Here is a 12,601-nt window from a genome sequence, read left to right on the forward strand (position 1 = left end):
CTCAACCAAATCTACCGGAGGTTTAGTCGATGCCGGGCGTGTCGCCGTACCGTGGTGAGTAGTAGTGATAAGGGAATCGGGGGGGAGGGCCTAGGTCTGCTTTTCCACCTGGAGGGAGAAATTGGTGCGATTTGCGTCCGTGGGGTCAGCCACTTGTAAATGCCCCACGCGCGCTCTACAGTGAACCATATGGTTCACTATCAAGCCCGCCTCGACGCAACCTTCGCCGCGCTCTCCGACGTTACCCGGCGGGGCGTGCTGGAACAGCTCGGGAGTGCAGACGCCTCCATCAGCGACCTTGCCCAGCGATTTGACATGACCCTCACGGGCATGAAGAAGCACATCAGCATCCTGGAAGAGGCGGGGCTCGTTGCCACGGAGAAGGTCGGGCGCGTTCGCACCTGCACGCTTGGACGGCGCCGGCTGGAAGAAGAGGCCGCCTGGATCGAGCAACACCGTCAGCTCTGGAGCGCACGCTTCGATGCGCTGGACGAGCTTGTCGAACACTTGAAACGCAAGGAGAAGGCAGATGCCCAACGTAAAAGAAGGTAGTTCCGCCACGAACCGTACCACCGTGGAACGCAAGTCCGATCTCGAACTTGTCGTGAAGCGAACATTCAATGCGCCAGCGCACATCGTCTTCGAAGCGTGGAGCAAACCCGAATTGTTCAAGCTTTGGTGGGTTCCGAAGTCGGTGGGCATGTCGCTGCTCTCGTGCGAGATGGATGTTCGCACTGGTGGCGCGTATCGCCTCGTCTTCAGCCATCCGGACTTCGATCGACCGATGGCGTTCTTCGGCACGTACAGAGAAGTAACGCCGCACAAACGCATCGTATGGGCGAACGAAGAAAACGATCAGGGTGCCCTGACCACGGTGACGTTCGAAGAAAATGACGGCAAGACGCTGGTCACCTTTCACGAGCTCTACCCCACGACAGCGGCCCTCGAGGAAGCGCTCGCCGGTTCGGCGGAAGGCCTGCCCGAACAGTTTGCGCAGCTGGATGAGTTGCTCGCAGGCAGATCGTGACCACACCACGGCCACCGGCGTGTAACGCCGCGCTGGCCAGTTCGGCACCACGTGAGGACGATATGCTCAGACGTGATTTCCTGAAGACCGCCATGGCGACCGCAGTGCTGACTGCGGTCCTTCCGGTTCAAGCCAAGAAGATTCTTGCCGGTTCGAACGAGCATTTTGCCGACGTCAATGGCCAGCATGTTTTTTACAGCGTGCATGGCACCGGCAAGCCGCTCATTCTTCTCCACGGTGGCATCGACCCGGACTGCTTCGGAAGCAATCTGGCCGAACTGGCCAAACGCCGGCAGGTGATCGCCGTGCATCTGCAGGGACATGGACGCACCCCGGATTCGGACCGGCCACTGCGTTGTGAAACGATGGGCGACGATGTTGCCGCTTTGATCGGCCATCTGAATGTCGGCAAGGCCGACGTGATGGGTTACTCGCTGGGCGCCGACGTCGCCTTGCAGACCGCTATCCGCCATCCGGACGCCGTCGACCGGCTCGTACTCGTTTCCGCGACGATGAAGCAGGACGGCTTTTATCCGGAGGTAGTCACAACCTTCAAGCAACTGGAGACGAATGCCGCCACGCTCGGCGCTGGCGTCAAGGCATCGCCATTGGGGAGGACCTATCCCGGTGTCGATTGGACCAGGCTCTTCAGCAAGATCGGCGACATGACCAAACGCCCCTTCGACTGGAGCGCCGACGTCGCCAAGCTTCAGGCACGCACGCTGCTGGTCTTTGCCGACGCTGATGCCATCCGGCCCGAACACATGGTCGAGTTCTGGAAAGCACTGGGAGGCGGCCAGCGCGATGCCGGGCAAGATGGCTCATTGCGACCTGCAAACGCGCTGGCGATCCTGCCCAACACCACGCATTACACACTCCCCGTGGAGCCGATGCTGCCGGAGGTTGTCGAACGCTTCTTCGCGTAATCCCATGGTCGCCATTCACGGGAAAGCAGGAACCTTACTTTGCTTTTGCATCAATGCAAATGGATGCCCGCTTTCGCTCACTGCTGTCCGGAGAAAATGGGTTCTGCTCTTTAAGGCAATATTGATTAAGTATCGCCGTCGTCATGATGTCGGGACGGCTCGCAGCATGTGTTGTGTGGCGCCAGGAAGACTGGCCGTATTGCCAAGCCGCGCGGTGCAGCCTGCGGGCCTTCCAGACATCACTCCATCACTTTGAATTCAACCTGTTGGGACCAGCCCTGTCTGTCCGCATGCCGCCTGCAAATGCAACGCTACCGAGTCGTCGCCCCTGCGAAGGCCGAGGTCCAGTGACTTTCGCGATCTTGATGGCCTTGACCGCCTGATCACATTGCGGCCAGGATGCTGCGCAGCGCATACCGATATCCAACCCAGCGTTGCAGCGTCCATGACGAATGAAATCGCGAAACAGAAGCACGGCCACCGCGCCAACGACACCGTTGAAGATACGGAGGCGAGCGGCAAGATCTCACGCCGCGAATTCCTCACCGGTACGGCCATCACCGCAGCCGGACTGATGATCGTGCCCCGCCACGTTCTGGGCGGGCCCGGCCATACGCCGCCCAGCGATCGATTGAACATTGCCGGCATCGGTGTCGGTGGCATGGGTATGCACAACATGCGCGCTCTGGCCAGCGAGAACATCGTCGCCCTGTGCGATGTGGACTGGCGCTATGCGGAGAAATCTTTTCGCGCAATGGTCGAGGGCCTGGCGAAAACGCAGGCACGCCTCGACAAGGCGCAAACCGCCAAAGAACGCCAGGAGCTGCACGACGAGATCGAGCAGACCAAGCTGCTTGCCAGCAAGTTCGATTCGAGCAGGCGTTATACCGACTACCGCCGGATGCTCGAACAGCAGAAGGACATCGATGCGGTGGTCATTGCGACACCGGATCACCTGCATGCGGTGATTGCCAGCGCGGCGATGAGCCATGGCAAGCATGTGTATCTGCAGAAGCCACTTACTTGGTCGATCGGCGAAGCCCGCGCATTGTCCAAGAAGGCGAAAGACAATCCCAGGCTCGTCACGCAGATGGGAAACCAGGGGCACTCGACCGACGATGCCCGGTTGATCAACGAGTACATCGCGGCTGGGGCGATCGGCGACGTTCGCGAGGTGCACGTCTGGACGAATCGTCCGCTGGCGTATTGGCCACAGGGTATTCCACGTCCGCAAGCCAGGCCGCAGCCGGACGACGCGAACTGGAACGAAGACGCAGTGATGGATAGGCTCGCCAATGCCATGGCCGGCAATTATCCGAAGCCGGAAAGGCTGGCATGGGATCTGTTCCTCGGCCCCGGTCCCGTTGTCGACTACCACCCCGTGTATCACCCGTTCAATTGGCGCGGCTGGGTGGATTGGGGCGTGGGTGCCATCGGCGACATGGGGGCGCATCTGATTGATTCCCCGTTCTGGTCGCTGGACCTGGGTTTTCCCACGTCCGTGGAAACCGTCTCAACGCCATTCAACGGCGCGTCGTATCCCATGGCGACGATGACGTATTACGAGTTCCCCGCACTCGGCAGCAGGCCACCAGTGAAGCTCACCTGGTATGACGGCGCATTGCTGCCGCCGGGGCTGGAAGCATTGGGAGCCGGGCAGATGAGCAAGGACGGCGGTGTGCTGTACGTTGGCGACAAGGGCAAGCTGATCCACGAGACCTACGGCGCGAACCCGCGCCTGCTGCCGAAGTCGCTGCATGATTCGGTGGGCACGCCTCCGCAACTGTTCGCGCGCATCAAGACCTCGCACGAGATGAATTGGGTGGACGCGTGCAAGGGGAGGGCGGAAGCATCTTCGCCGTTCTCGTACGCTGCACGGCTGACGGAGGTAATGCTGCTGGGCATCGTCTCCCTTCGCGCGGGCGGCAGGATCGAGTACGACGCGGCGAACATGCGCATCACCAACAAGCCGGATGCGAATGCGTTTCTGCGGCGCGAGTATCGCGATGGGTGGGTTGTCTAAAACAACAGCCAACGCCACGTTTCGCGTAGCCGAAACGTTTGATGCTTATCGCGATCGACCCCTTCCCTTACGGCAGTAGGGGAGGGTTGGGGTGGGGTTGCTTGGGCTTTAGCGCGCTGATGAATATCGACAGACAGGTGTGATGGAAGCGGCCCGCCAGCGATATGCATGAGTGAGTGCCATGGGGGTAGCGCCAGTGACAGCCACTGTAAACATCGTCGCCCGGCGAAGGCCGGGGCCCAGCGTCTTTTTGAGGCGCCCCCAAAAAGTCACTGAGCTCTGGCTTTCGCCCACTACTGTCCAATCAATCACCGGGTAGCTCCGTCCACCTATGGCAGCACCGGGATCTGCGGTACGAGCCAGATGTTGTCGGCCGTGCAAGGTTGCATCGTCAACTGCGCACCGGCACTCCCCTCCGTCATGCAATACCCACTGACATTGCTCTGTATCAGATTGCCGAACCCTTGAAGTGTCCAATACTGCCCGGCGCTACCGTTGCATGCATCGGCAATCACCACGGCACCTTGCGATGGATCTGCGTTGGCGACATCCAGGCAAAGATTGCTCTGTAGCCGCACTGTGCCATCCTTCGCAAATACCCAGGCCTGTCCCTCTGACTTCTCGTCGCATGTCTGGGTGGTAATCGCCGCGCCACTGGTTTTGCCGTCACCCGCATCCGCGCAAAGGCCACTCAGTGCACCCACGACTTCACCGCGCGGCAAATTGCCGAAACCGTTGAGCTGATCACTGCCGGGTGTGTAGGTGATGATGCTGGTGTTGCTGAAACCAGCGCACGTCGCGAGGGTGCCTGCACTGGAGACGGTAGAGGCGTACTGGCCACCATTGCCGGTCGGCGCGCCGATCACCGCTTCGCTATAGGGTTGGTTGTAGCAGTTCGAATTGGGGGATTTCGCCTCCCGATAGGTCGTTCGGCCCACCATGCCTTGCGGCGTAATACTGGTGGCACCCGTCAGGATGCTTCCCAGCTTGAAAGACTGCTGGGTATGTGGGTCGGTAACCGTAGCGCCAAGCCACTGACCGCCTTCATAAGCAACGTGGAACTGATAGTTCAGAGTATTTAGCCAGTGATAGGGCAGGCGGCAGGTGACGCGCGGGGAAGCTCCACCGTGAACGGTGCAATAGCTGCCGGCTGCGCCGCTCTTGTAATGCGTGGCACCCTGCACCGTAAAGACGAAACCGGGGCCCAGGTTGGCATTGTCCTCCATGCCCGCACGGCCAATGTCGCCGGTGCCGGATAGAACAAACCGGTTGCTCCACAAGACGTTCGCGCGATAACCCGGATCCGCCTCCACGTTGATGCCGAAATCTATTGAAGTCAGCGAGGTGACCGTGGAATCCCATTGGTATTTGGCGTACGTTCCGGGTACGTCGCCGGCGTGGGCGATGAGTGGAAACAGCAATAGCCAGGGCAGGCTGTACAAGCTCTTTGTCGCCTTCATGATTGCCTCCGTTGATTGTCCCCTTGTTGATGACGCTACTGGCTTGCGCGATCAACCGTTGCCTGGAAGCCGCACAAGAGTTCGGGCGAACGCCGCTGCCACGCCGTGTGCTGCGGCATGTCGTGATTTATGCGGTCATTCCCAACAAAGAGCTTATTCGGAGGGAAGTCGATGGCGCGTGACAACGTTTACATAGCGTACGGCCATCAGGAAAGCGGGTGATGCACGAAGGCCGGGATCCATCCGGATTGGAAATGGATTCCGGCCTTCACGGGAATGACGAACGGCTCTCTATCAATTAATGCGAATCGCCATATCCAACAACTGCAAGAAAAGGTCAATCTTCCAGCATTGCTTCCTTCGAGCAATCGATCATATAAAAAACCATGTCTACGGCAGCACCGGCAACACCGGCATAGACCAATTCTGACCGGCCGCTCCCGTGCATTCCTGGATCGTCAACTGCGTACCGGCAGCCCCCTCCGCCAGGCAATACTGGCTGCCGCCGAGATTGCTAAATAGAAGATTGCGGGCGCCCCCGATAGACCACTGCTGACTGGCGCTGCCTGTGCATTGATCCACAATCACCGCCGCGCCGGATGGCGAGTCGGGATTGGCAACGTCCAGGCAAAGATTGCTCTGCAGCCGCATAGTGCCGTCCCTCCCAAGCACCCAGGCTTGGGCTTCCTTCTTTTTGTTGCAGCTCTGAGTGGTAGCCGGCACGTTGGTTTGGCCACTTCCCGCATCCACGCAAAGGTTATCGTCGCCCTGATACAAACCGCGCAGCAAATTGCCCGAGGCATTGAACTGTTCACCGTTCAGGACTTCGCTGAAGTTGCTGCATGTTGTGTTGGTCCCGGTGCTTGAAACAGTGGCTTGGACACCGTTGCTGCTGGGTGCGTCGAATATCACGTCACTGTAGGGTTGGTTGTAGCAGTTCGCGTTGGGCGAGCGGCCTTCAAGATATGTCGTCCGGCTCACCATGCCCTGCGGTGAAAGACTGGTGGCGTCAGTAAGGATGCTGCCTAGCTTTAAGGACAAGCTGGGGTTGTAGAGGTCGGTAACCGTAACCCCCAGCCACTGGCCGCCTTCATAGGCAACGTGGAATTGATAATCAGTGACTGTGGACCACATAGGTATGCGGCAGGTAACACGGGGATTTTCGCCGCTGTAAACTACGCAGCTGCTTCCGGGATCGCCGGCTTGATACTGCGTTGCGCCCCGTATTGTAAACACGAAATTGGGGCCGAGACGGCTGTTGTCCTCCATGCCGACATAGCCGCCGTTACTGCTACCGACCAGGCGGAAATGGTCGGCAAAACGCACATTCGCGCGATAACCCGGATCGGCCTGCACGTTGATGTCATAGTCCACCGAAGTTAGTCCGGTAACCGAGGAACTCCATTGATACTTGGCATAGGTGCCGGGTACGTCGCCGGCGTGGGCGAAGCATGGGAGTAGCAAAAGCAGTGGCAAGCTATACAAGCTTTTTTTCGCCTTCATGATTGCCTCCGTTAATTGTCCCCTTTGTGATGACGCTAGACGCTGCTGGCTCGCGTGATCAAACCCTCGCCTGGAAGCCGCACAAGGGTTCGGGCGAACACCGCTCTCCCACACCGCATGCTGCGGCATGTCGTGATCCAAGCGGTCATTCCCAACAAAGAGCTTATTCGGAGGGAAGTCGATGGCGCGTGATAACGTTTACATGCGTTATTCAATGGATGAGCTGGTGGCGGTGCTTGCATCGGCATGCTGGCCAGCTAGATGAAAAGTTGTCAGGTTTCTTTCTTAAGGCATGGTGTTTTGATGCGCTAAACACAAGGCCGCTAAAAAGTCATATGAATAAATGGCATGCATTTATCTTTCGCCAGAAATTATTTTCGCATTCAGTTGAAATCTTCAGAACATTCACTTTTTTTCGTGCGGACTTTCATAATTGCACTTTTCTTCTGGACGCTGTGAGCCAGTTAAGATGAAGAGTGGATCCTTGTCTAGCGCATTCGTTGATCTTTGGTTCGTAGGGCCAAAATCTAAGAAAGACTGAAGGGCGTCGGGGCGTTCAAGCCCAGGGGTTGCGAAGCCACGAATGCATTCGCGATTCATATCTACGATCGTTGCCCAAGTGAAACTAGGCCCGGAGGCAAGACGATGGACTCCATAAAGCGCTACCGCGCTATTCAAGCGCTCGCATAGCACACTCGAAAATTTTTGAAATCCGTCTCGGCATCGCGAAAATTGAAAGCGATCTTTGTGGAGATCTTCAAGGACGCCTTCAGAAACGACATTCCAAAGTCTCGGCGCGATTGCTGAATAGTAGGGGTTTACGGAGTGGTAGCTGAGCACTTGAGCGAGGGCGCATCCTGCGTCGAACGCTCTGCAGAGAGTGCGTTCATTCCTCGCGAAGCGAATAAGCGCCACAAGAGCGCCAGTCGTCCTGAAGTCGGCCAGTCGGTCGGCTACATCGAGCGCTTGACCCGACAACAAGCTGCATACGAAATGCCTCAAAGGCGATTTTCTCAATCCCTTTGATCGATGCCCGCGCAGCGGGTGGGAATCCCAATCCCTGCCACGCGAGCATCGTGGGGAAGCTCAGGCAACAGCCTCGGCAACCTCCGCTACAAACCCGCGATACGACCGTAGCGGCCGCCCCAGCAGCTGGGTCAGGCGCGGCACGTCGCCCGGTTCCGGGATCATGCCGTCGCTGACCCAGCGTTCGGCCATCAGCCGCATCTCGTAGGCCATCCAGGGAGGCATGAAACCGGCGGCGTTCTGTTCGAACGCGGCGGGGTCATCGCCGCCGTACACCACCGGGCGTCCCAGCGCGTCCGTCCAGATAGCCGCCACGTCCGCGCCGGTGAGCGTGTCCGGGCCGACCAGGTTGATCGTTTCGATCGGCAGGGTGTCCGGGCTTTCGCTGCGACGGATCAGTTCGATCGCAGCGACTTCGGCGATGTCGCGCGCATCGACCATCGCCAGACCCTTGTGGCCGATCGGCATCGGGTAGACGCCGTGGTCGAGCACCACGTCCTTGATCATGTGCTCGTTGTCGATGAAATAGCTCGGCCGCAGGATCGTGGCGCTGAAGCCCATCTGCTGCAGCATGCGCTCGGCGCCGAATTTCACCGCGAAGTGCGGCACGTTGACGTAGCGGTCCGCGTGGATCACTGACAGGTAGACCACCCGCTTCACGCCCGCCTCGCGGGCCAGGTTGAGCGTGAGGACCGCCTGGGTGAACTCGTCGCCGGTCACCGCATTGAGCAGGAACAGCGTGCTGACGCCGTCGAAAGCGGCGCGTAGGGCGTCGAGGTCGAGCAGGTCGCCCTTCGCCACCTCCACGCCGGCGGGGAAGGTGGCTTTGGCGGGATCGCGGGTGAGCACCCGCACCGGGGCGCCGCGCTGGGCGAGCTGGTCGACGACGTGGCGGCCGACGCGGCCGGTGGCACCAGTTACGAGGATGGTCATGGCATGTACTCCGAGTGGGTGGGTTGGGAACACACTCGTCATGCTATCGACCCAAATTCGCAGGCATAGCCGCTAAAGTGGGACGCCTCGTCTCACAGATGGAACACATGGATCTGCTCGCGCTCGCCGATTTCAACCTCGTGGCCCGCCATGGTGGGCTCGGCCGGGCCGCGCGCGAAGCGGGCCGGCCCAAGGCCACGCTGTCCCGGCGTGTGGCCGAACTGGAGGCCAGCCTGGATCTGCGCCTGTTCGAGCGTGGCGCGCGATCGCTCAAGCTCACCGAAGAGGGCCGAGCGCTTTACGAACGCACGGCGCTCCTGCTCACCGAGCTCGATGAGACCGCTACGGCCATCGCCTCCGGCGGCCACACTGCCCGCGGGCGTTTGCGCATCAGCGCGCCGCTTCTCTTTTCACAGACCGCGATGGGCAAGCTCGCGGCCGGCTTCGCGCTCCGGTTTCCGCAGGTGCAACTGGAGATCACTGCCGAAGACCGCGCCGTGGACATGATCGAAGAGGCCTACGACCTAGTCATTCGCGTCAATCCCGAACCCGATGCCAACTTGGTGGGACGTATCTTTCTGCGCGATCGACTGGTAGTCGTCGCCAGTGCGAACCTGGCCAAGACCGCAGACAACGAGCCCGTGCCAGTCATCGTCCGTGGCGCGGTGCAGCCGACGGAAACCTGGACGATGACCACGCCCATCGGGCCGTCCACGCTCATCGCCAAGCCGGTGATCGGCCTGTCATCGCTGCTCATGATTCGCGATGCCGCGCGCATGGGCGCCGGTGCCGCCCGCCTGCCGTTGTCGCTCGCCAGCCCCGATCTTGCCGCCGGCACGTTGGTGCAGTGGGGCAGGGTGGACGGACCGGAGATCGAACTGTGGGCGCTCTATCCAACGCGTCGACTCCTCAGCGCACGCGTCTCGGCTTTTCTGGACTATTTGAGAGAAGCGTTTCCGAGAGGGACGCCGGATGAACTGGCGGCCTATGTGAGTGGATAAAAAGGCACAACGGAGTAGGGCACAGCGACAATCGTCGCCAGCGATCGCTCGTGAGCCACGACAGCTAGCGCACTCGCCTTGACTCACCAACACCCTGGGTCTACCCCGTCACTACGGACACTTCAAGGAAACCTCATGATGATGCAGAGGCGAGTCCTGCCTCCGGCGGATTGGCTAGCGATTAGGGACTGTTATCGAGGGTAGGGCAGGCGGCTGGGCCTTCGGCCATCTTCCGATCCATGATCTGTCTAACGGCTTCTTATTTAAATGCCGGCGTAAAACGCGGTGGTGCTCATCGGACTTCCTCCTATGCTCAAACACTCCTGGTTCAGGTAAGCGCTTAGATCTAAATTTATGAACGAAAAGATCTAGGATCGATTAACATGCACTAACTTCCCCGAGTGCATATGATGCCCATTGAGTCGTCCCATCGAATGGCCGATGCCGTTCGAGACCAGCCTGTGGATGCCCGCGAGAACAGATTGAAGTTTAGCGGCGACAACACGTTTCATCGCGAGTTACGGCGACGAGTCGATACTTATTTCAAGCGCAACGAACACAAGCAGCGCGACAATGCGCGCATGTATCTGAAGACGACGATCATCCTCGTTTCTTTCGTCGCCTCGTATGTACTGCTGGTGTTTTTCGCAGCAAACTGGTGGCAGGGCCTATTCCTAAGCGCTGTGCTTGGTGTCGCCACGGCGCAGATCGGTTTCAACATCCAGCACGATGCTGGTCACCACGCGTATTCGGAACGCCGTTCGGTCAACAAATGGATGGCCAGGACACTAGACATGGTCGGTGGAAGTTCGTACATCTGGCATTGGAAGCATGCTCACTTCCATCACACTTACGTCAACATTGACGATTACGACAGCGATATAAGCCTTGGCTGGCTGGCGCGGCTTTCGCCGCAGCAAAAGCGTTATTGGCACCATCGCTGGCAGCACATTTATCTGTGGTTGCTGTACGGCTTCACGGTCATCAGCTGGCATTTGCATGATGACTTCCGCGACATCCTCACGGCCACCATCGGCAAGCGCAAGATGCCACGGCCACGTGGAAAGGATTTGATGGGTTTCATACTCGGCAAGGTCGTCTTCTTCACCCTCGCTTTCGGGTTACCGCTGGTATTTCATTCAATTGGCGTCGTCCTGCTGTACTACGCCGTGGTCACCATGGTTACGGGGCTGCAACTCGCACTGGTGTTTCAACTGGCGCATGCCGTGGAAGAAGCGTCGTTCCCGTCTCCGGATGAATCTGGGCGCATAGACACGCCATGGGCGATCCACCAGCTTGAGACCACGGTGAACTTCTCGCCCGACAACAAGCTGGTCACCTGGTTGGTCGGTGGCCTGAACTTTCAGATCGAGCATCACCTGTTTCCGCGCATCTGCCATGTCCACTATCCGGCCATTTCACGCGTGGTCGAGACAACTTGCCGCGAATACGGCGTGCCCTACCAAACGAATCGCTCATTCGGCGCGGGAATCGCCTCGCACTATCGCTGGCTGCGGCAGATGGGCAGATAAACGGTTTCGCCATACTGCAACCGTCCCCCATCGCGCACGCATGCAATAGATATGTCGCCCCTGAACGCGCGAGTAAAAGAGGAAGTGACCAGCGCATTGCGAGGTGTTGGGGTACATCCGCACTGGCTAGTCGGTTTGTGGCGGACGACCGTGTCGATGATAGCCATGGCCGTTGCACGCCACGGATTGATGTCGTCACCCCAAGCGCACGGTGGCCAAGCCGCGCCGTTCATCCCTCTGCGGCCACAGGGATGGGCGATTAGGGCGCGTTATCGAGGGTAGGGTGAATATTCGTCTTCGACTGGATGCGTGCAACGCACCGGCCAATATGCCTCGCTCCAAGGTTTTGAGACTGGCACGGCGTACAGTTTTCGCGTGCCTCGACGCCAATCACGGCCACTCAAAGACTTTGCCTTCGACTTCACCGCCGACTGGCACCCCTATGCATCGATTCCCCCCGAAGTCCGGCGTGCCATGGGTGGGAGCTGTGCCACCGTCACAAAAGATGGGCACACTAGCGGGCTTGCAACTTACACCTGCCGGTTCGTTGCATTTAATCGACAAGGCCTCGTATTCGAGTTGACCGCGCTGGAGACCTTTGGACGTATTAGGTCCAACCCTGGTGCGTCGATGGCGCACCTCGCCCATACAAATCCAGCTGCAATCCTTTTCAAGTCGCCATGGCGTGCTGGCTGATGGCCATTTCACGCTCCGAGCGTGCGGTGGCTTCTAGGCGAGCTCTAGCCGAGAAGAATTCGCCCTGGCCGCCGTGGCGAGGACGCCCATGAGAAGGGTCGAGACTTCGACACTCAGGTCAACTGCGGTCGCTACCCGTATGCAGCAATCGCTCGCGACCTTACCCGTGGACATCGCAGCCCTGGCGGTGTCCGAGAACCTGCGCCATATCGCGCCGATCCAGGAAAGCCTCGTGAATTTCCGCGGGCTGTTCCTCTTCCCGATCGAGCGGTACATGGCGCGATTAGCGCACGCGTATGTATCGCCTGGTGAACGCGAAACAGGTTCAGAGTTTCCAGTATTGGCGTATTGCCGACTATTCCGATGTGGTGCTGTTGGACGCGCTCCGCGACGATATCTTGCGTGCTAACCCGGAAGGGGTGAGGGCGATCCTGAAAGAGTTGGGCAAGCGTCATGCTAATTAGTCACGCGTGA

The 12,601-nt window shown here is 59.2% G+C and carries 10 protein-coding genes; 7 read left to right on the top strand and 3 right to left on the bottom strand.

All coding sequences use genetic code 11. The features are described from left to right. The first annotated feature begins 189 nt into the window (after nt 1-189). The 4 genes from V7M64_RS08545 (at nt 190) to V7M64_RS08560 (ending at nt 3,976) form a co-directional block, all read left to right on the top strand. Nucleotides 190-552 (top strand): metalloregulator ArsR/SmtB family transcription factor, encoded by a 363-nt coding sequence (locus tag V7M64_RS08545; protein ID WP_333678567.1) that lies wholly within the window; start codon nt 190-192, stop codon nt 550-552. Nucleotides 553-574: 22 nt separating this feature from the next. After that, nucleotides 575-1,027, top strand: a complete 453-nt coding sequence (locus tag V7M64_RS08550; RefSeq protein ID WP_333678568.1) for an SRPBCC family protein — start codon at nt 575-577, stop codon at nt 1,025-1,027. Between the two features lie 92 nt (nt 1,028-1,119). Further along, nucleotides 1,120-1,953 carry an alpha/beta hydrolase gene (locus V7M64_RS08555; RefSeq protein WP_333678569.1) on the top strand — a complete coding sequence of 278 codons (834 nt, stop codon included), beginning with the start codon at nt 1,120-1,122 and terminating at the stop codon, nt 1,951-1,953. Between the two features lie 445 nt (nt 1,954-2,398). Next, nucleotides 2,399-3,976 carry a Gfo/Idh/MocA family oxidoreductase gene (locus V7M64_RS08560; RefSeq protein WP_333678570.1) on the top strand — a complete coding sequence of 526 codons (1,578 nt, stop codon included), beginning with the start codon at nt 2,399-2,401 and terminating at the stop codon, nt 3,974-3,976. A 329-nt stretch (nt 3,977-4,305) separates the two neighbouring features. Here the strand turns inward: V7M64_RS08560 and V7M64_RS08565 are convergent, their stop codons facing one another. From V7M64_RS08565 to V7M64_RS08575, 3 genes are all read right to left on the bottom strand, one after another. Further along, nucleotides 4,306-5,436 carry an RICIN domain-containing protein gene (locus V7M64_RS08565; RefSeq protein WP_333678571.1) on the bottom strand — a complete coding sequence of 377 codons (1,131 nt, stop codon included), beginning with the start codon at nt 5,434-5,436 and terminating at the stop codon, nt 4,306-4,308. A 390-nt stretch (nt 5,437-5,826) separates the two neighbouring features. After that, nucleotides 5,827-6,939, bottom strand: coding sequence for an RICIN domain-containing protein (locus tag V7M64_RS08570; RefSeq protein ID WP_333678573.1), 1,113 nt, complete (start codon nt 6,937-6,939; stop codon nt 5,827-5,829). A gap of 1,086 nt (nt 6,940-8,025) precedes the next feature. Beyond that, entirely contained in the window at nt 8,026-8,898 is an 873-nt protein-coding gene (locus tag V7M64_RS08575) for an NmrA/HSCARG family protein (RefSeq protein ID WP_333678575.1), read from the bottom strand. A 107-nt stretch (nt 8,899-9,005) separates the two neighbouring features. Here V7M64_RS08575 and V7M64_RS08580 point away from each other — a divergent pair, with 107 nt between their 5' ends. The 3 genes from V7M64_RS08580 to V7M64_RS08590 all read left to right on the top strand — a co-directional run bounded on the left by V7M64_RS08580 (nt 9,006) and on the right by V7M64_RS08590 (nt 12,591). Further along, nucleotides 9,006-9,899, top strand: coding sequence for a LysR substrate-binding domain-containing protein (locus tag V7M64_RS08580; protein WP_333678577.1), 894 nt, complete (start codon nt 9,006-9,008; stop codon nt 9,897-9,899). A 482-nt stretch (nt 9,900-10,381) separates the two neighbouring features. Beyond that, nucleotides 10,382-11,431: an acyl-CoA desaturase gene (locus V7M64_RS08585; protein ID WP_333678579.1), complete on the top strand. Its 1,050-nt coding sequence runs from the start codon at nt 10,382-10,384 to the stop codon at nt 11,429-11,431. A gap of 992 nt (nt 11,432-12,423) precedes the next feature. Next, nucleotides 12,424-12,591, top strand: a complete 168-nt coding sequence (locus V7M64_RS08590; protein WP_333678581.1) for a hypothetical protein — start codon at nt 12,424-12,426, stop codon at nt 12,589-12,591. Nucleotides 12,592-12,601 lie beyond the last annotated feature (10 nt).

The sequence above is a fragment of the Dyella sp. genome (genome assembly GCF_036746095.1).
Classification (GTDB): domain Bacteria; phylum Pseudomonadota; class Gammaproteobacteria; order Xanthomonadales; family Rhodanobacteraceae; genus Dyella_B.